The following is a 19974-nucleotide window of genomic DNA, read 5'->3' on the forward strand; positions in this document are numbered from 1 at the left end:
ATGAGGATTTCATATTTTGGCCTTTTTATACATATATATGATTCAGTATTATCAAAGGAAGGAGGAGCTCTATGAAAGAAAACAAGACATACCCAATGACTCCTTTTGATCTTGAAACTACGGATGATTCTCTACGGATGATGAAATTGTTTCTCCCGTATCTCCCTCCTTCTTATCAAAAAATGCTTGGCATCTACATCAAGTTTCAGGAGCTTCAGCATACGCTTACGGTCCTGTCTTTTCCCATAAAAGCTATGCATACGCAGTCTCTACCTCCGGCTCCCCCCTCTTTTTTCTCCATTTTGGAAGAAATTCGGCCTTATTTGCCCGAGCAGACAGCTGCCGCCCTGGAACAGGCTGCACAGATGATGCAGATGCTGGACTTGATTGGACATATGCAGTCTGAGGAAAATGCAAATCCCATGGACATGATCATGAGTATGATGAAACCTGAGGACAAGGAAATGTTTGAAACTTACAGTTCTATGTTTTCTGATATTGGAGACTTCCAGAAAGGAGGTGACACCGAAGATGAACGAATGGATAAATCACCCGGCGATGGAGAACCTGGATCCTCTCAAACTTGAGCTGATCAAAAAAGCAGCTGAGCAGACCCGCGGAAAAAACGGGAAATCTCTTGCTCCTGTGATGATGGCTCTGATTCATGCGGCAAACCAAAAGGGAGTTCGTTTTACATCCGAGGAAATGGATCTGATTCTGTCTTTAATGAAAGAGGGCAAATCTGAGGCTGAAAAGCAACAGATCGACCAGACAATTGCCATGGTATCATCACTCATGAAAACCCAAACAAAAGAAAAATGAAGGGGATATATTCCCCTTCTAAAATCCTTCTTCTTTTCTCATCTTTCTCATCTGGCGCCTTTTTTTCGCGCCCTCCCACTCTGCCATCTCAGTCTTTGACTCAATCAGGAGTCCCGGAACTTGTTTTGGTGTATCATTTTCATCAAGAGCCACCAGCGTAACATAAGCTCTGTTGATGGGCCTCCTCTCCCCTGCAATATTCTCAACATAAGTATCCACCCGCACTTCCATGGATGTATTTCCCACAAATGTCAGGTATCCGATCACAACCAGTGTATCTCCCTGATACGCTCCTTTGATAAATCTTAAATTATCCACGGATGCAGTCGTAATATTGGAGCGGGAATGACGTTTCGCCACAAGCCCTGCTACCTCGTCAATCCACTGCATCAGGATACCGCCAAACAATCTTCCTGCACTGTTTAGATGGTTCGGACGAATCAAATGCATGGTCTCCACTCTGGAATCAGCCACTTTTCTTTTTTCCTGCATAGTTTTCTCCTCTTTTTCTAAAGTACTTTTATTGTACCACACCCTCTGCTATACTAAAACCAGTTTTACAAAACAATTGAAAGCAGGCTTAGCTTACTTTCAATCGTCATGAACAAAGGAGACGCATATGAAAAATATAAAATTATATCTGCAGTACGATGGATCAAGATATCTTGGCTGGTCAGATGGAAAAAAGTCTGACTCTCCTCGTTTTATATCTGTACGGCTTGCCAACATTATAGAAAAACTCTCTGTTTTCCCTGCCACATTGTACTGCTCCCAAAAAACAGAAAAAGGCGTTCACGCTCTTTCCCAATGTGTGAGTTTTCCTTTTTCCGGCTCTCATTCCCCCAAAGAACTTGCGGACTATATCAATACCTATCTGCCCGCTGACATAACATTACTCTCTGCGAAGGAGGCTCCTCCTGCTTTCCGCGCGGATCTCTACATCTCGAAAAAATGTTTTGAATACCGCATATGTACGGACAAGTCTTTCTTTCCTTTTGCAAAAGACTTTCAGTACCTTTTTGATGAACCTCTTCCTTTGGAGAAACTTCGTGCTGCCGCACAGCTGTTCGCTGGAAAGCACGATTTTTCGGCCTTCTCTATATCCCGCAAAAAGAAGGGAAATGAGAAGACCGTTTTTCGCTGTGACATTCATCTGAATGCGCACGGAGCCACTCTTTCTTTTGAGGCCAACGACTTCCTTCCCGGTATGGCACTTGCCATTCCCGGCGCTATCCTTGCATATGCGAAAGACGAGCTTACTCTGGAAGACATCCGACTTGCCCTTGCAAAACAGCAGAAACATAAAATTCCTTTTGCCCCTGCCCATGCACTTTACCTGAAAGAAGTTGTCTACCGTCAGCCATCTGATTAAATTTCCAAAAACTTCGTCAGTCTGTCCGCCTGCTCTTTCATACTGTCATATCCGTGTTCATAGAACGTGAGCAGTTTCTCATAGTCTTTTTCCATCCGGCCAATGGTTGGCATACTTGGCCGGAGAACAAAGATTTTCCCCTCCTCTTCCAGCTTTTCGATCCACTGCGCTGTCCGGTTATACACGATCGGACGTCTCAGAATACTCTTTACCAATTCCGGATATCTACGATAAGCTCTTCGGTAAATATTTGCCTCTGCCTTTGAAACCGGTTTTTTCCTGTAACCTTTTTGTCTTGTCAAAATAAGAATGATCTTCTTATTTCCAATCTCAACTGCTCTTTTAACAGGAATGGAATCCGCCAATCCCCCGTCCAGATACGGGATTCCGTCGATTTTTACGATTGGAGAAACTAGCGGCATGCTGCTGGATGCCCGGCAGATTTTCATCAGTTTTTCCTTGTCTTTATCTTCTGTCAGATATTCCGCTTTTCCTGTCATACAGTTTGTCACAACACATTCACAGACTGCATCAGAAGAAAAATATGTCTCAAAATCAAACGGAAAATCCTCCATCGGAAATCGGTGAAACAGTTTTTCCATATCAATCAAAGTCCTCTCCTTCACGATCGTGCGAAAATCTGCAATATAGCTGTATTCTTTTTCTCTTTGAATCATACAGTCCTTGGAACGCCCCGGCTGTCTGGAGACATAATCGATCGCATTGCACGATCCTGCGGATACACCCACAACATGGGAAACATACAGGTCATTGTCCATCAGAAAATCCAACGCCCCCGCAGTAAACACTCCTCTCTTGGCTCCGCCTTCCAGAACCATTGTCGCTTTTATCATATATCATACCTACTTTCTGAATTCTTCTTCTCATTCCATATTTACTAATTATATACCTTTTTGTGAAGGATGCAACAAAAGAAAATTTCTTAAGTCAAAGGGAATCCTCGCCCTGTCCTTGCAACCATTTTCTACTTATGATAATATAAGCGTTGGTAAAGAACAAGAAAGCTTAACAATAATTATCAAGGAGATTTTTTCATGATTAGTGCAAATAACATTACATTGCGTGTTGGAAAAAAAGCATTGTTTGAAGATGTCAATATTAAATTCACAGAGGGAAACTGCTATGGACTTATCGGTGCAAATGGAGCCGGAAAATCCACATTTTTGAAGATTCTATCCGGCCAGCTGGAACCGACAAACGGAGATGTATGCATCACTCCAGGGGAACGTCTTTCCTTCCTTCAGCAGGACCACTTTCAGTACGATGAATTTCCGGTGTTGGATACTGTCATCATGGGGAATAAACGCCTTTATGAGATCATGAAAGAGAAAGAAGCCATCTATGCAAAGGAAGATTTCACCGATGAGGACGGTATGAAAGCCAGTGAACTGGAAGGTGAATTTGCGGCAATGAACGGCTGGGAGGCTGAATCCGATGCTGCCACTTTGCTCAACGGTCTTGGTATCGAGACTGAACTTCACTACAAATATCTAAAAGAGCTTACAGGTCCGGAAAAGGTAAAGGTTCTTCTTGCCCAGGCCCTGTTCGGAAACCCGGACATCCTTCTTTTGGACGAGCCGACCAACCACCTGGATCTGGATGCCATTGCATGGCTGGAAGAATTTTTGATCAACTTTGACAACACGGTCATCGTTGTATCTCACGACCGCTATTTTCTCAATAAAGTCTGTACCCAGATTGCAGACATCGACTACGGAAAGATTCAGCTTTTCGCCGGAAACTACGACTTCTGGTATGAGTCCAGCCAGCTTTTGATCCGCCAGATGAAAGAGGCGAACAAAAAGAAAGAGGAAAAAATCAAAGAACTGCAGGATTTTATCTCCCGTTTCAGCGCCAATGCATCCAAGTCCAAACAGGCGACTTCCAGAAAACGTGCGCTTGAAAAAATTCAGTTGGACGAGATCCGACCTTCCAGCAGAAAATATCCTTACATTGATTTTAAGCCAAACCGTGAAATCGGAAACGAGGTTCTTTTTGTGGAAGATCTGACAAAGACTATTGACGGAGAACTTGTGCTCGACCACGTTTCCTTTACCTTGAATCGTGAGGATAAAGTGGCGTTTGTAGGCGGGAATGAGCTTGCCAAGACAACACTCTTTAAAATTTTGACCGGAGAGATGGAGCCGGACGAAGGGACATACAAATGGGGTGTTACCACCACACAGGCATATTTTCCAAAAGACAGCACAAAGGAATTTGACAATGAGTACACCATCGTGGATTGGCTGACCCAGTATTCTGAAGAAAAGGATGCCACTTATGTGCGCGGTTTCCTCGGAAGGATGCTTTTCTCCGGAGATGACGGTGTCAAAAAGGTAAAGGTGCTCTCAGGAGGGGAAAAGGTGCGCTGCCTGCTCTCCAAAATGATGATTTCCGGTGCAAATATTCTCATTATGGATGAGCCGACCAACCATCTGGATATGGAATCCATCACTGCCTTAAATAACGGTATGATAAAATTCCCTGGTGTTATCCTTTTTACATCCCATGACCATCAAGTTGTGCAGACAACCGCAAACAGAATTATGGAAATTCTTCCTGGCGGAAAAATGATCGACAAAGTCACAACATACGACGAATATCTGGAGAGCGATGAAATGGCAAGAAAACGCCAGATATATTCTGTAACAGAAGAAGACAATTAATCAAAAAATTTGGAGGGATCCTGATGGAAAAAATCACAAGTTTTACAATCGACCATTTAAAACTCGTTCCTGGTCTGTACGTTTCGCGCATAGACTTGGTAAACGGTTTCCCGGTCACAACCTTTGACATCCGCATTACCAACCCAAATGAAGAACCCGTTCTCAACACTGCGGAAGTCCACACAATGGAACACCTTGGCGCTACGTTTTTGCGGAACCACAAAGAATACGGTTCAAAGACTCTCTATTTTGGACCTATGGGATGCCGCACTGGTTTTTATCTTCTGCTCGCAGGAAAGTACGAATCCCGCGACATTGTCCCTTTGATAAAAGAATTATTTTCTTTTATGGCTGACTTTGAAGGTGAAGTGCCTGGGGCATCTGCAAAAGACTGCGGCAATTATCTGGACATGAACCTTCGAATGGCAAAATATATTTCCAGAAAATACCTGACAGAAGTGTTGGAAAAGATAGATGATTCCAGGTTGATCTATCCAAACTCCTGATACAAATTTAACTTTAAAAAGGAGGATGTTCCCAAGTCATTTTATAACTTGGGGAATATCCTCCTTCTTTTTTTCTTCAACACTTTTTTTCTGATATAGGCAAATGTCTTATCCTCCCCTTCTTTTGCCAGCATAAAGAGAAGTTTTTCCAGCAGCGCTCTTGTCTCCTTGTGCAGGATATGGTATGCAGCTCCCCTCTGATAATATTCCAGTGGAGAGCAGTCCGTATATTTTTCCTTCATATAGGTCTTCGAGGCAGCGATTCTGTCCATAAACATTTCCACCACATACTGCACCGGCATCTTCATTCCGGAAATGCCTTTTTCCTCTCCGATCCCATAATCCAGCCAATACTCCAGATGGTGCTTATTCCTTCCTTTATGGTGAAGCCACGCAGAAGAATACCCCTTTGTCTCTCTCTCTGCATTGTTGGGACTTCTGTTTCCCTGATAATATTTACAGCCCACCAAAAATTCTGTAGGTGAATATTTCGATAAATCGTGCATCAGTCCCTGCCGGTAAAGTCCTACTCTAAAACAACCTTTCATCACCAGCCATTTGTGATGATTGATCGTGCGGAAATGTTTCCACGCTTTCATTCTCTGTATCTTCCTTTCTTCAAATCCGTCTTATATCATTTTTTGCAGTATATACAGAATCAGCAAATGTACGGGATAAAAACAATAAAAAAGTTTCTGTCTTTTCCTGCCCTCTTTCCCATTGTAAGTCCATGTGAGAAATACTCCTATCACTGCATATCTCTGCCATACATTTCTAAGGCAGACATCAGCCACAACCATCCATGCACAGGAAAGCACAGTCTTTACTGCCTTCCTCTCCCTAAACCAATAAAACAGCAGCACAAGAACAACTCCTCTGAATCCATAGTCTGCACGGATAAATTCTGCCAGCCACGATGCAAACACACACCACAACACTTTATTTGCCCCACTCTGTTCCCACTCTATCATCCAGAGCAGGCAAACGCAAATGAGCAACGTAAAAAACACATTTTGATCTTTCCATTCCAATACAGTACCTGAAAACGCCAAATCATATGGGATTTCAGAGAACAAAGCAAATATTCCAAGTCTTTTTGCATAGCAGCGGATATCTCCTGTATGCAACACTCCCTCCACAATGAGAAAGGCAAACACCGGAAATGATATTCTTCCAATAATCCGAAACCAGGCGCATGAGGGAAAGAACAAAATACCGACATGATCCACGACCATGGCTGCTGCCGCTGCCCATTTCAATTGGTAAGCACTCATTCTTTGACTGCCTGCAAGACAGCTACAGCTCTTGCTCCTACTTTGACACCGCGCTCAGATTCCAGGGGTGTCTCTTCAAACATTCCGTCCTGGGTACTCAAAAGCTGGCGCCAGTGCTCCTCTTTCGCAAGACTTGGCAAGCCAAATGTATGCTCCTCCCAGTGCATATTGTAAGCCACAAAGAGTTTTTCTTCCTTACAATAGAAAACTCCAAGCTGACGGCTTACATACTCATCCGGCACATGCCAGGCGCTCTCTCCGTGATAGGATACATCCGGTAGGCCACAGCTTGTGCGGTCAATCCCTAAGAACTCATCTGATGGGTGAAATACTTTATATTTTTTGCGGAATGCGATCAGATTTTTGACAAAAGAAAACAACTCTTGTTCCTTTTCCAGCTTTCTCCAGTCCAACCAGCCTGTCGCATTGTCTTGGCAGTAAGCATTATTATTTCCATTTTGGGAATTTCCAAACTCATCTCCTGCAAGAATACAAGGAGTTCCTTGGGCCAGCAAAAGAAATACAAACGCATTTCTCATCTGTTTTTCTCTCATCTGGACAATTGATTTTTTCCTGCTTGGCCCCTCCACTCCGCAGTTCCAGCTAAAATTGTAATCCGGCCCGTCTTCGTTTCTCTCTCCGTTCTCTTCATTGTGTTTCCGGTCATAGGAAACCAGGTCACAGAGAGTAAAACCGTTATGGCTTGTCATATAATTAAAAACCCCATCCTGAAAGGATACTTGTTTGAGCCGTCCGATGACTTCTCCAACCATTCCCTCGTCACCTTTTAGAAATCTTCTCATGACTGCCTGGAAGGTATCCTGGTATTTCATAATCTTGATATCCTTCAAAAGTGCATCTTTTCTTACGTCCTCCGGTGAGAGCACAGCCGGATTGACGATAAAACCATCCACATGGTATTCCAACATGTAATATCTCAGACATTCGTTCATCATATGCACAGAATATCCATACTCAAATGCCATCTCAAGGATAACCTCTATTCCGGCCTTATGGCATGCCTTCACCATATCTTTCAATTCGTTCACCGGATCTTTTGATGATGAATAGGATGCTTTTGGCGCAAAATAAAAGGCAGGCCCATACCCCCAGTAGTTCACTTTGTCCTCCAGGCACTCCTCAAACTCATAGACCGGCATGCAGTGAATTTGGTTGATCCCCAATTCCTTTAAATATGGAATCTTCTCAATTACCCCCGCAAATGTCCCTTTCTTTTTGACTTTTGATGAACTGTGTCTTGTAAAACCTCTGACATGGAGTTCATAGGCAACCACATCCTCATATGGAATCTTCAACCATTCGTCATCTTCCCAGTCATAATCGGATGAGACAAACCTGCCACGGATTTCGTGTGCACTTCTGTCAGCCTCTTTCCCCCATATTTCTTTTCCTGCAACCGCTTTCGCACAGTTATCTGTCACGATCTCTCCATCGATCAGATAATTGTATTCATATTTTTTTATGTCGATTCCCTGAACTTCCAGAAACCTGACGTTCCCAATTGCATCTTCTTCTTTCATTTCAAATGTATAGGCAGGTTTTGTGCTGCCCACTCTATAGAGAAGAAGACTGCATTCTTTCCCCTTTTCTGCCACAATGGAAAAATTGACTCCCCCTTCTTTTATCAAAATTCCTATCGGCAATGGGTTCCCTTTTAATCTCTTCATGTCTTTTTCCTTTCTGCTCTCGTATCATCTGATAATTCTATTATACATGATATCCTTTTGTTTTCATAGAAAAAGCCGCAGAAACTTCTGCAGCTTTTTCTCTATTGCCATCCGTCTTCTCCAAACAGATTTATATTCTCTTCATTGATATAATTGACATCCTCAAAAATCTCTTTCTCCTCAGGGCGCTCTCCGTTCAGAAGACCCTGCCCGATTTCAACAGCCTTCTTCCCAATACTAATCGGGGACTGAGCCACTGTTCCCGCGATCAGACTGCCTTCCTCCATCATTGCCTGTTTCAGCTGTGGAGACGCGTCCACACTGTAGATACGTATGTCATTTCTGCCAATTTCTTTTGCCGCCTGTTCGGCTCCAAGAGCAATCTGGTCATTGCCGCACATCAAGGCTTTCAATTCTGGGTGGGCCTGTAAAATTTTCTGACACTCTTCCTTTGCCTTTTCTCTGTCACCATCTGTCTCTGCCCTTCCAACAATCTCAAATCCGCAGTCAGCCTTTGCGATTGTCTCCTCAAAGCTTTTGATTCGCTCTTTTATGGAATTGACAGCCTGACACTCCAGGATTCCTATTGCTCCGCCCTCAGAGAAATCCTCGATCATATATTCTCCGCACAGTTCCCCTGCCTTGAGGTTGTCAGAACCAATATATGTATCCACAGCCTCAATCTCTTTTACCTGTGTATCAATATTGATGATTTTTACATCTGCTTCTTTTAAAGAATTCAGGCTTGGAGTAATTTTTTCCCAATCCACCGGACTTAAAAAAATCGCCTCCACGCCTCTGTCAATCATGTTTTGAATCTGCTGTGCCTGCGTATTTGCATCCCCTTTTGGATCCTCCGTGATCAGTGTGCTGCCAAGCATCTCCACCTCGTTGCGGACTGTTCCTTCCAGCGCTTTATAAAACGGATTATCCATCGTGATCGCAGAAAATCCATATATATGTGCCACAGGCTCTTCTTCTTTCTCTTTTGGTATTGCATTATCCTCAGGGGTTCCCACATTCTTTTTACACCCCATCATCATAAAAGAAAAGGCAAAAATCAAAATACATGCTTTCCATAATCTCCTTTTCATCGGTATCCTCCCATATAATAATCACTGTCTTGTAAGTATTCAGTATTATATTCTATCCTTTTTAGGTACAAAGTCAATAGTTTTAGTTTTAACTTGCATTTCTTCCTCTTGTCTGATAGAGTAGGTTTATAATACGAATGTACAAAAAGGAGATTATTTCAATGGAAAAACACGATGAAAACTGCAGCTGCGGATGCTGCGAAGACGAGGTAACCGTAACACTCTCTCTGGACAATGGACAGGATGTGGAATGCGCAGTGCTCGTCATCCTCTCTTCTGAGGAAACCGGAAATGACTACATCGCTCTTCTTCCTCTTGATGAAAATGGAGAGCAGGCCGGAGACGATGTTTACCTCTACCGCTATATTGAGCATGCAGACAGTGAACCTGAACTTGAAAACATTGAAGAAGACGATGAATACGAAATCGCCGCGGATTTGTTTGACCAGTGGCTCGATGAGATGGAGTTTGAAGAATCAACACAAGAGTAATTCCTCTACGAAACGGGAAGGATATCGGTCCTTTCCGTTTTTTGTTTTTACATAACTAACGACAAGATTTCGCTTTGCTCTTGTCATCGCCACATAGAAAAGTCTTCTCTCCTCCTCAATCTCTGCTTTTACTTCCGCTTTTTTGTAAGGAATGATGTCCTCATTGGCATGCATCAAAAACACTCTGTCAAATTCCAGCCCTTTTGCCCCGTGCATGGTCAGGATTCTCACGGCATCTTCTTTTTCCTGATAATGTTTTGCCCACTCTTTCATTTCCTGGCCATACCTTTCAATATGTACAAACCATTCTTCAATTGTCCCAAACTGCTTGGAACGCTCCTGCACCTCATCAAGCCTCTCGTACAGTTCATCCTTTTTGATACCCCTGGACTTTGCGTACTCTCTCAAATACTCATCATAGCCTACTGTTTTTCGGATATAACGGATGGCCGCATATGGGGTCATCTTCTGCAGCAGCTTTAAATCCCACTCCAGCTGATCGATCCTTTTTTGCATCCAGTCCTTATCGCAGTAAAATCTGCGGATTTCTTCAAAGGAAAAAATACTTCCGTCGACACAGCCACGCTCCAGATAACGTAAAGGCTTATTCATCACAGAAAATAAATCTTTCCTCTCTCTGCCTCCTATGGCCATGCGAAGATAGCTTTGTATATCTTTTGCCGTAAAATGTTCGTACATATTCGGAATGAACTCCTTCATCCAAAACGGAATTCCTCGCTCCATCAAGACTTCTGTGAGTACCCCTGCATCTTTATTCGTCCGGAACAGTGCTGCCATTTCTCTGTAAGGGGTTCCTGACTCATAGGCCTTCTCTATTCTGTTGGCAACAAAGGTTGCCTCCTCGGACGCATCCCTCACTTCCTGAATATGCACGGTATCCCCTCTTTCTCCGGGCGCAGCGATCTTCTTTTGATATCTGTTCTCATTGTTCTCTATGACCCGCGCTGCAGCGCTCGCTATCGATTTTGTAGAACGGAAATTCTGGTCCAGAATCCACTTTTTCGCCCCCGGATAATCTTTCTCAAAATTCAGGATAATCTCCGGCCTTGCCCCGCGGAATCCGTAGATAGACTGATCATCATCTCCGACCACAAAAAGATTATTAAAAGGTGCAGCCAAAAGACGGATCGTATCGTACTGTATCTGATTGATATCCTGAAATTCATCCACCAGGATATATCGGAATTTTTTCCTCCAAAGATTCAACACATCCTCCCTTGTGCGGAACAATTCATAGCAAGTAGTTAAAATATCGTCAAAATCCAGCTTTCTCTTCTGTTTTCTCTTTCTCTCATAAGAGGTATACACTTTCAGAAAATTTTCTTTTCCGCACGTATGGCATTCATACTCTTTTGGATTTAGTCTGTTGTTTTTTATCAGACTGATCTCATTGACAATGCCCTCCACAAATTCCTTTTCTTCTTCAGCCTCTATCTTCTCCTGGGCCAGTGTTTCACAGATCATAGCTCTTTTTTCTTCCTCGGAAAGAATGTTACCCGCATCCATCCGGTACGCCCATTTTAGTATTCCGTAATATACCCCGTGAAAGGTGCCAAAAGTAACCCCCTTTTTTCCATTTTTGAGGGAAAGGAATCTTTCCTTCATCTCCCTTGCCGCTGCCTTTGTAAACGTCACAACAAGAATGTCCTCTGGCGGGACTTTGTATTGTTTTATCAGATATTCAATCCTCTTTACAATGGTAAGTGTTTTCCCGGATCCTGGTCCTGCCAATACAAGGCATGCCCCGTCTTTGTGTGTGACTGCTTTCTTTTGAATGTCGCTTAACTCCAAATCTTCCACCTTTCCATGAATCAGAAGGGGCGCTGCACCAAACTGGCAGCACCCTCTTCTTTTCGTCTCTTTTTTTATTTGCTTAACAGTTCAATTCCTTTGCGGATACGGGCAAGGGATTCCTCTTTTCCGATAATCTCCATAATCTCTGTGGCACCTCCCGGTGTATTCTGCTTTCCGGACACCGCTGTCCGGATCGGCCACATCACGTATCCGTTTTTGCATCCTTTTTCCGCCACATACTGTTTCAATCGCTCAAACAAAGCATCATTGCTGTAATCTTCCTGCTCTTCAAAGATCGGGAGAAGTTCTTTTAGCACTTCCAGAGACGACTCCTCTGTTGTCTTCATCTTCTTATGCGCATACATTGCCGTATCATACTCTGGCAGCTCTTCAAAGAAATCCACCAGCTCTTTGATGTCAGGGAATACTTCAATTCTTGTCTTCACAAGGGCTGCTATCTTCTTGAGATCATAATCTTTTGTGATACACTCCTCAAGATACGGTTTTGCCATCTCGTAAAATCTGTCAAAATCCATGGCCTTTAAATATTCGCTATTCATCCATTTCAGTTTTACAATATCAAAGACAGCCGGAGATTTGCTGATATGATGATAATCAAAAGCTTTTACCAGCTCTTCCAGAGAAAAAATCTCTGTATTGTCAGAAGGGCTCCATCCAAGCAAAGCCACATAATTGACAACTGCCTCTGAGACAAATCCCTGTTCGATCAAATCCTCATAGGAGGAATGCCCGCTTCGTTTGCTCAGTTTTTTGTGCTCTTCGTTTGTGATCAACGGGCAATGGACATAGACAGGTACTTCCCATCCAAAAGCCTCATACAGACGATTGTATTTCGGAGCTGAGGAGAGGTATTCATTTCCTCTCACAACATGCGTAATTTTCTGAAGATGATCATCCACTACGTTTGCAAAATTATATGTTGGATATCCGTCAGACTTTATAAGGATCATGTCATCCAGCTCGCTGTTATCCACTGTGATATCTCCGTAAATCTCATCGTGGAACGTTGTCGTTCCCTCTGTCGGCATATTGATACGGATGACATACGGTTTGCCAGCTGCAAGATTTGCCTCAATCTCCTCTTTGCTAAGATGCAGGCAGTGCTTGTCATAGGCAACGATCTCTTCACCGTTGACTGTCCTTTTTAAGGAATCCAGCCTTTCTTTGTCACAAAAACAGTAGTAGGCATCTCCCTGCTCGATCAACTGTTTTGCGTATTTCAAATACAATCCCTGTGCGTTTCTCTCGCTCTGAACATATGGTCCGTATTCCCCTTCCATATCCGGGCCCTCATCATGTTTCAGTCCTGTTTTTTCCAGTGTTCGATATATAATATCAAGAGCGCCCTCTACATAACGCTCCTGGTCCGTATCCTCAATGCGGAGCACAAAATCTCCATCTTCATGCTTTGCGATCAAATATGCATAGAGCGCTGTTCTCAGATTTCCTACATGCATCCTTCCGGTAGGGCTTGGGGCAAATCTTGTTCTTACTTTACTCATTTTCTCCACTCCTAATTCAGTATTAAGGCCAAAGAGCCTCATTGCTTATCATTATATAATATTCCTCCTCTCTTTTCCAGTAAGAATTTCTTGTATATCAAAAATGGCACTGTACAAAATCCCTGACAGGATCGCACAGTGCCATCACATGCTTATTCTTCTCTAATCGTTTCTTTTCTTTTTCATATAGGTTATAAGCTCCTCAAGAGTGTCATCCACTCGCTGATTTATGACCATATCCGCCAACTTGTCCGAGTAATGCGGATACAGAGTGATCAGGATCAGTTTCGAGCCCTCATAGTAGCCGGTCAGCTGCCTGCAAAGTGCAGAAGACAATTTTGTTCCCAGTACGAGCAGTACATCCGCCTTGGATACTTCCTCCGCAGCTCTGGTGATCACGCTGTTATCCACCTGTTCTCCAAACAATACAATATCCGGCTTGATCGGAGTATTGCACACTTCACACAACGGAACTTTTGTTGAATCACGAATATATTCCATTGGATATGCTTTGCCACAATGAGGACAATGGTTGTTGTATACACTTCCATGCAAATTAATGACATTTTTACACCCTGCCCTCTGCGGAAGTCCAAAAATCCTTCTCGTGATAATCTGTCCAACCAGTCCTTCATCCTCCATCTCTTTTAAGATCTGAAATCCTTTTCCAGGCGGAATATCCAAAGGTTTCAGAATCTCATTCCGATAAAAATCAAAGAATAGTTCTTTTCTCGTAGAATAGAAAGAACTGTGGAGCAACTCTTCAAGGGAATATCCATACTTTTGCTCAATATCATAAGAGATATCTCCATCTCTTAAGGCTGGATACCCGCTCTCGATAATCATACCATAGCCGCTCAGGACAACTGTATACTTACTGTTCTCGAGTATTTCTGCCAATTTCTCCAATACCTTTTTTTCCAATGCCATACAGTTCCCACCTTCCTGTTTTAAATTATTTCCATTTTACCACATATAGTAATTATGTTCAATATTTGATCTAAAGCATTTGATTTTTTATGTATTTTTCACAGTATCATTGGAAAACTTTACAAGTTTTTTATTTGTATTATAATAATAGGGTAGATTTTATCAGGAAAAGAGGTTGCATCATATGAACTCAGAACATAATTTCGGCACAGGAAGTATCTGGAAAAACATCATGTCCCTTGCCATTCCCATGACCATTGCCCAGCTTATCAATGTACTGTACAGTGTTGTGGACCGCATCTATATCGGACATATCCCAGATGCCTCCACACAGGCTCTGACAGGCATTGGTCTGACCTTGCCGATCATCACCATTATCACTGCGTTTGCAAATCTTTTCGGAATGGGTGGGGCTCCTCTCTTTTCCATCGCCAGGGGCGCTGGTGAAGACGAACGGGCAAAAAAAATCATGGGCACCTCCTTCTCCATGCTGGTGCTCACTTCCTTTGTTCTCATGGCAGTGTTCTTTATCTGGAAACGACCTCTTCTCATTCTTTTCGGAGCCAGCAGCTCCACTTTACCTTATGCGGACAGTTATCTGAATATTTATCTTTTCGGAACTTTGTTTGTCATGGTAAGCCTGGGGATGAACAGCTTTATCAATGCCCAGGGGTTCGGCCGTACTGGTATGTGTACAGTCCTTATTGGTGCTGTTATGAATATTATTTTGGACCCGGTCTTTATCTTTGTTTTCCATATGGGTGTAGAAGGAGCAGCCATTGCGACCGTGATTTCCCAGGGAGTTTCTTCTGTCTTTGTTTTCTCTTTTCTGCGCGGGAAAAAAACTCTGTTTCAGCTTACAAAGTCTTCTGTCAAAATTGAAATTTCTTTGTTAAAAGAAATTTCCGGGTTGGGACTTTCCGGGTTTGTAATGTCAGTCACCAATGGCTCTGTACAAATTGTGTGCAATGCAGTACTCTCCCGTTTTGGAGGGGATTTGTATGTTGGAATCATGACCGTATTAAACTCTGTGAGGGAACTGATCACCATGCCTGTCACCGGCCTTACCAATGCTGCCCAGCCGGTGATTGGATTCAACTACGGAGCCGGGGAATACAAAAGAGTGAAATCAGCCATCCGTTTTATGTCTGTATTCTGTATTGTCTTTACAACTCTGATGTGGGCTTTCCTTTTCTTTTTCCCGCAGGGATTCATCCATCTATTCAACAGTGACCCTGCTCTTTTAAAAGAAGGCGTGCCTGCAATGAAACTTTACTTTTTCGGCATCTTTATGATGTCACTGCAGTTTTCCGGCCAATCCACCTTTGTTGCTCTTGGTAAATCAAAACAGGCGGTTTTCTTCTCCCTGTTTCGCAAAGTCATTATTGTCATACCACTCACGCTTTTTCTTCCGTCACTTTTCAATCTTGGAACAGACGGCGTCTTCCTTGCAGAGCCAATTTCCAACTTTATCGGCGGAAGTGCCAGCTTTTTCACCATGTATTTCACAGTCTGGAGAAAGTTGCCAAACCGTTAAAAAAGGATGCTTTACGCATCCTTTTTTTTATCCATTCCTGCTGTCAGCTTTTCAATTTACCCCTGTTTTTCCAGTAATCCATCTGAAAATATCTTTTAGGGATAGATACTACAAAAGTAATCCCAAGCACGATCGCAAATGCGATCTTCAAAGACGAAAGCCCTTTTTCCGCTGCCAGCACCATATTGTTTTCCACAATATAATACGCTGTATAGTACACTCCAGCTCCCGGAACAAGTGGGAAGATTCCTGATACCAAAAAAACCGTGATCGGACACTTCATATACACTGCCAGTATCCTGGAACACAAAACTACAGCAACTGTCCCGAAAAACGAGGACATAGACGGCGTCATCCATTGGATCATCAGGCAATACACAAGCCATCCGAGCATTCCTGCAAGGCCGCATCCCAGATAATATTTTTTCTGCACATTAAACAGTACAGAAAATGCGATCGTCCCGACAAAGGAACACAAAATACTCGCTATCACTGCAGCATCCCTCCCCTCAAACCGTCAAATCCGGCTAACACTGTTCCCACTCCGATTGCGATATACACAAACACAAGCAGTGCATCGATCATTTTAACGGTTCCTGACAAAAAGTCGCTCCGAGCGATATCCCTTATAGAGTTGGTGAATGCCACTCCCGGCACCAGGGGCAGAATGGAACCCACAAGCAGCTTATCCTGTCTTAAAACGAACGGTAATCCTATATTACAGTAGATAAGAGCTAAAATGGTGATAAACGCTCCTCCAAGCAAATTGACAAGAATTTTTGAAATATTGTGCTTTTCTGCAAAGATCACGCCTGCAAACAAGAGCATACCGCTTAGCACGGTCAGCATGCATTCCCAGAAATTAGCTCCCAAAAGGTATGCAAAGGTTGCACTGCCCACACCTGACGCTATAATACGAAACCAATTGTTATTCGGAGGCATCTTTTCAATTTTCTTCAAGATCATCCACGCTTCATCCAAATCAACCTTCCCACTCGAAATCTCCCTTGAAAGGTTGTTGACTTCTGTCACAATGCCAAGATTGATTCCTCTCATCGGAACATGCTTGACACGGGCAAATACCTCTTTTGTTCCATCGTGCGCTGTAATAAAAATTCCATTGCTCAGGACAAATGTATCCACCCCTTTGATATCAAACCTCCTGCAGATATGCTCCACAGTCTCCTCGACACGGAAAATCTCTGCTCCGTTGCACAGCAGAACCCTGCTGGCCTCCATAGCAAATTCCAGTACTTTGCTCATCTTATCTGATGTATCCTGTACATGGATTTCTGTTCTTTCCTTTTCCTTTAACATCTTTTTTTCTTTCATCTCACACCAGCTTTATCACTTTTCTACGTTATAACTTTAATCTATTCTATTCAAATGTCTATGTCAACTCTCTTCTTTGAAAAATGCTCTTCTTTTTTGTAAAAATTCTAAAAATAGCGTCTGCAAAAAAGATTCCAAGCGCTATGACTCCAGCTACCTTCAGTGTCTCAAAGAAATAATAACTGGCCATACTGTTATCTCCTGCAATCACATAGTGGACAATCCGGTACATACCTGCCCCAGGAACTGTTGGAAAGATTCCAGCGATCAAGAATATAGTCACAGGAGTCTTCACAACCCTTGCCAGAATCTGGGATACCAGTGAAACGGAAAATGCAGACAAAAAAGATGCCGCCACATTCCCAAGTGACATCTGCACACTCAAAAGATAAATGGCACCGCCGATAATTCCCACAAGTCCTACATGCGGAAGATATTTTTTTGGCGTATCCAGCATCATGGCAAATCCGATTGCAGAGATCAAGGCTCCGATCATTCCCTCTACCAGCATGTTTTCTCCCTCCTTATCACAAGTTTCCCATCACAGCCAGTCCGACTCCCACGCCCAGTGCGATGGCTGCAGCTTTCAAAAATGCCTCCAGCATCCTTGCTCCTCCTGACACATAGTCGCCCTGGAGTGTGTCTCTGATGGCGTTGGTGATCGCCACCCCCGGCACCAGGGGCATCATGGCACTGATGATGACAATATCCATATTTATCGAAGGCCATACGTATTCCATCAAAAGGCAGACAGATGCCGAAATACTCATAGATGTAATGATATCATAGATGACCGCATTCATTTTCAGCCGCTTACACACTGTGATCATGGCTGAAAGCACTGCCCCAGCCACTGCAGCTGCCAGCACATCTGTCAATGTCCCTTTTGAGAACATCGCAAATCCAAAGGCGATACAGATGATCGCAAGGTTGTACTGTAATATGGAATATTGTTTTTTTGGCATATTCGATAATTTGGCATAGGCGTCTTCCAGGCTCAGTTTCCCGGAACAATACTCTCTCGAAATAGCATTCACTCTCATCACTCGATACAGGCAGGTGCCTCTTTCACTGACCCGGTAGATGGCTGTCATAGGCTGTGTAAGCCTCTCGTCATTCATGGTCGCCATCATTCCTGTCACTGTGACATACGCCTCAACTTTCTGAAGTCCTGATGTCTCTAAAATTCTCTTCATTGTGTCCTCTGTCCGGTAGGTTTCCGCTCCGCTTTTGAGCATAAGTTCGCCGGCCAGCATAGCTGTCTCCATCAGAAGTTTATAATCCTTCTTCATATCTTTATCCTTTCAAATGAATATTCTACCGGAGATATTATACACATTCCTTCCTGTAATTGCCACTTCTTTCTGACAAAGAAGGAATTCTTTTTACTGGAGAAAACAGCGCCCCCATAAATCGGACATAAAATCTGATTTATGGGGGTCAGTTCTCACCGTGCTCTTCCCGCTCTCATCTATACGTTGATTTCTGCTTTCATTCCAAGCATCTCTTTATTCTTTTCCAACACAGGTCTTATCACATGATCCAAAAATGCATCCACCTGCTCTTTTGCACGTCCTGTATACCTGGAAGGCTCCATTGTTTTCTTTAAATCTTCCAGAGTAAGATTGAATGCCGGCTCCGCTGCGATCAGCTCCAAAAGATTGTTTTCTTTTCCATTCACTTTGACGTTTTTGCCGGCTTCCATGGAAAGCTCCCTGATCTTTTCGTGCAGCTCCTGACGGTCTCCGCCTGCTTTCACGGCATCCATCATGATATTTTCTGTAGCCATAAACGGCAGCTCCGCCATCAGATGCTTTTCAATCACCTTTGGATATACGACAAGGCCGTCCACCACGTTCAAACACAAATCCAGAATTCCGTCCACTGCCAAAAATCCTTCCGGAACACTCAGCCTTTTATTTGCAGAATCGTCAAGTGTTCTCTCAAACCACTGTGTCGCGGATGTGATTGCCGGATTCAGGGCATCCACCATCACATATCGGGAAAGGGATGCAATTCTCTCACTTCTCATTGGATTTCTCTTATAAGCCATGGCAGAAGAGCCGATCTGAGATTTCTCGAACGGTTCCTCCACTTCTTTTAAATGCTGTAAAAGACGGATATCGTTGGAGAATTTGTGGGCACTTGCAGCGATCCCAGCAAGAATGTTGACTACTCTTGAATCTACCTTTCTGGAGTAAGTCTGACCAGAGACAGGATAACACTCTTTAAATCCCATTTTCTCTGCGATCATAGGCTCAATCTTTTCTATTTTTTTCTGATCTCCGTCAAACAGCTCCTGGAAACTTGCCTGTGTACCTGTTGTCCCTTTTGAACCCAAAAGTTTCAGGCTGCCCAGTACATAATCCAGATCTTCCAGATCCATCAAAAATTCCTGCATCCAAAGCGTTGCTCTTTTTCCAACAGTTGTCGGCTGTGCAGGCTGGAAATGTGTGAACGCCAGTGTTGGAAGATCTTTGTATTTATCTGCAAAATCCGCAAGCTCTGCGAGCACATTGACAAGTTTCTTTTTCACCAGTTTCAGTGCCTCGCGCATGAGGATCATATCCGTGTTGTCTCCCACATAGCAGGAAGTTGCTCCCAGGTGGATGATTCCCTTGGCTTTCGGACATTGCTGCCCATATGCATACACATGCGCCATCACATCGTGACGGACAACTTTTTCTCTCTCTTTTGCAACTTCATAATTGATGTCGTCCGCATGTGCTTTCAGCTCTTCAATCTGCTCGTCTGTGATATTCAATCCTAATTCTTTTTCTGTCTGGGCAAGCGCGATCCAAAGTTTTCTCCATGTGCGGAATTTCATATCCGGTGAAAAAATATACTGCATCTCCTTGCTTGCGTATCTCTCCGATAATGGACTTTTATATTTGTTATTCACA

Annotated in this window: 21 protein-coding genes; 7 read left to right on the plus strand and 14 right to left on the minus strand. The window is 43.3% G+C overall.

Features of this window, described 5'->3' with window-relative positions; all coding sequences use genetic code 11:
• The first annotated feature begins 71 nt into the window (after positions 1-71).
• A complete protein-coding gene (locus tag B5F18_RS05490) occupies positions 72-587 on the plus strand; it encodes a hypothetical protein (protein WP_087156671.1) in 516 nt (171 codons plus the stop codon).
• Positions 532-822, plus strand: a complete 291-nt coding sequence (locus tag B5F18_RS05495; protein ID WP_087156672.1) for a hypothetical protein — start codon at positions 532-534, stop codon at positions 820-822. Before B5F18_RS05490 ends, B5F18_RS05495 begins: the two co-directional genes overlap by 56 nt.
• 18 nt (positions 823-840) lie before the next feature.
• Here the strand turns inward: B5F18_RS05495 and B5F18_RS05500 are convergent, their stop codons facing one another.
• On the minus strand, positions 841-1314 hold the full coding sequence (locus tag B5F18_RS05500; protein ID WP_087156673.1) for an acyl-CoA thioesterase: 474 nt from the start codon (positions 1312-1314) through the stop codon (positions 841-843).
• A gap of 127 nt (positions 1315-1441) precedes the next feature.
• Between B5F18_RS05500 and B5F18_RS05505 the strand changes: the two genes are divergently transcribed.
• On the plus strand, positions 1442-2194 hold the full coding sequence (locus B5F18_RS05505) for a tRNA pseudouridine synthase A (protein WP_087156674.1): 753 nt from the start codon (positions 1442-1444) through the stop codon (positions 2192-2194).
• Here the strand turns inward: B5F18_RS05505 and B5F18_RS05510 are convergent.
• Positions 2191-3048, minus strand: a complete 858-nt coding sequence (locus B5F18_RS05510; protein ID WP_087156675.1) for a patatin-like phospholipase family protein — start codon at positions 3046-3048, stop codon at positions 2191-2193. The two genes, B5F18_RS05505 and B5F18_RS05510, sit on opposite strands and share 4 nt — an antisense overlap.
• A 201-nt stretch (positions 3049-3249) precedes the next feature.
• Here B5F18_RS05510 and B5F18_RS05515 point away from each other — a divergent pair, with 201 nt between their 5' ends.
• Both B5F18_RS05515 and B5F18_RS05520 read left to right on the plus strand, forming a co-directional pair.
• On the plus strand, positions 3250-4881 hold the full coding sequence (locus tag B5F18_RS05515; protein WP_087156676.1) for an ABC-F family ATP-binding cassette domain-containing protein: 1632 nt from the start codon (positions 3250-3252) through the stop codon (positions 4879-4881).
• 23 nt (positions 4882-4904) lie between these two features.
• Positions 4905-5387, plus strand: coding sequence for an S-ribosylhomocysteine lyase (locus tag B5F18_RS05520; RefSeq protein WP_087156677.1), 483 nt, complete (start codon positions 4905-4907; stop codon positions 5385-5387).
• Positions 5388-5428: 41 nt separating this feature from the next.
• Here B5F18_RS05520 and B5F18_RS05525 read toward each other — a convergent pair whose 3' ends face one another.
• The 4 genes from B5F18_RS05525 to B5F18_RS05540 form a co-directional block, all read right to left on the minus strand.
• Complete coding sequence (locus tag B5F18_RS05525) at positions 5429-5986, minus strand: DUF5662 family protein (protein ID WP_087156678.1); 558 nt, start codon at positions 5984-5986, stop codon at positions 5429-5431.
• A gap of 30 nt (positions 5987-6016) precedes the next feature.
• Positions 6017-6661, minus strand: coding sequence for a TraX family protein (locus B5F18_RS05530; RefSeq protein WP_087156679.1), 645 nt, complete (start codon positions 6659-6661; stop codon positions 6017-6019).
• Entirely contained in the window at positions 6658-8349 is a 1692-nt protein-coding gene (locus B5F18_RS05535; protein WP_087156680.1) for an alpha-amylase family glycosyl hydrolase, read from the minus strand. The genes B5F18_RS05530 and B5F18_RS05535 overlap by 4 nt, the downstream gene beginning before the upstream one ends.
• Before the next feature lie 101 nt (positions 8350-8450).
• Positions 8451-9443 (minus strand): sugar ABC transporter substrate-binding protein, encoded by a 993-nt coding sequence (locus tag B5F18_RS05540; RefSeq protein WP_087156681.1) that lies wholly within the window; start codon positions 9441-9443, stop codon positions 8451-8453.
• 161 nt (positions 9444-9604) lie between these two features.
• On the opposite strand from B5F18_RS05540, the gene B5F18_RS05545 reads away from it, so the two are divergent.
• Positions 9605-9934, plus strand: a complete 330-nt coding sequence (locus B5F18_RS05545) for a DUF1292 domain-containing protein (protein WP_087156682.1) — start codon at positions 9605-9607, stop codon at positions 9932-9934.
• On the opposite strand, the gene B5F18_RS05550 is transcribed toward B5F18_RS05545, so the two are convergent.
• The 3 genes from B5F18_RS05550 to B5F18_RS05560 form a co-directional block, all read right to left on the minus strand.
• On the minus strand, positions 9920-11746 hold the full coding sequence (locus B5F18_RS05550; RefSeq protein ID WP_087156683.1) for an ATP-dependent helicase: 1827 nt from the start codon (positions 11744-11746) through the stop codon (positions 9920-9922). The two genes, B5F18_RS05545 and B5F18_RS05550, sit on opposite strands and share 15 nt — an antisense overlap.
• A 74-nt stretch (positions 11747-11820) precedes the next feature.
• Positions 11821-13272: a glutamate--tRNA ligase gene (gene gltX / locus B5F18_RS05555; protein ID WP_087156775.1), complete on the minus strand. Its 1452-nt coding sequence runs from the start codon at positions 13270-13272 to the stop codon at positions 11821-11823.
• A gap of 162 nt (positions 13273-13434) precedes the next feature.
• On the minus strand, positions 13435-14202 hold the full coding sequence (locus B5F18_RS05560; protein ID WP_087156684.1) for an SIR2 family NAD-dependent protein deacylase: 768 nt from the start codon (positions 14200-14202) through the stop codon (positions 13435-13437).
• 184 nt (positions 14203-14386) lie between these two features.
• Between B5F18_RS05560 and B5F18_RS05565 the strand changes: the two genes are divergently transcribed.
• Positions 14387-15739 carry an MATE family efflux transporter gene (locus B5F18_RS05565; RefSeq protein ID WP_087156685.1) on the plus strand — a complete coding sequence of 451 codons (1353 nt, stop codon included), beginning with the start codon at positions 14387-14389 and terminating at the stop codon, positions 15737-15739.
• 43 nt (positions 15740-15782) lie between these two features.
• Here B5F18_RS05565 and B5F18_RS05570 read toward each other — a convergent pair whose 3' ends face one another.
• The 5 genes from B5F18_RS05570 to purB form a co-directional block, all read right to left on the minus strand.
• A complete protein-coding gene (locus B5F18_RS05570; RefSeq protein ID WP_087156686.1) occupies positions 15783-16232 on the minus strand; it encodes a threonine/serine exporter family protein in 450 nt (149 codons plus the stop codon).
• A complete protein-coding gene (locus B5F18_RS05575; RefSeq protein ID WP_087156687.1) occupies positions 16229-17071 on the minus strand; it encodes a threonine/serine exporter family protein in 843 nt (280 codons plus the stop codon). Before B5F18_RS05575 ends, B5F18_RS05570 begins: the two co-directional genes overlap by 4 nt.
• A 58-nt stretch (positions 17072-17129) precedes the next feature.
• Positions 17130-17582 carry a threonine/serine exporter family protein gene (locus B5F18_RS05580; protein WP_242955811.1) on the minus strand — a complete coding sequence of 151 codons (453 nt, stop codon included), beginning with the start codon at positions 17580-17582 and terminating at the stop codon, positions 17130-17132.
• A 16-nt stretch (positions 17583-17598) separates the two neighbouring features.
• Positions 17599-18363: a threonine/serine exporter family protein gene (locus B5F18_RS05585; RefSeq protein ID WP_087156688.1), complete on the minus strand. Its 765-nt coding sequence runs from the start codon at positions 18361-18363 to the stop codon at positions 17599-17601.
• Positions 18364-18542: 179 nt separating this feature from the next.
• A complete protein-coding gene (purB, locus tag B5F18_RS05590) occupies positions 18543-19973 on the minus strand; it encodes an adenylosuccinate lyase (protein WP_330394114.1) in 1431 nt (476 codons plus the stop codon).
• Position 19974: the final 1 nt, after the last annotated feature.

It is taken from the genome of Lachnoclostridium sp. An181, assembly GCF_002160325.1.
In the GTDB taxonomy this organism is placed as follows: Bacteria; Bacillota; Clostridia; order Lachnospirales; family Lachnospiraceae; genus An181.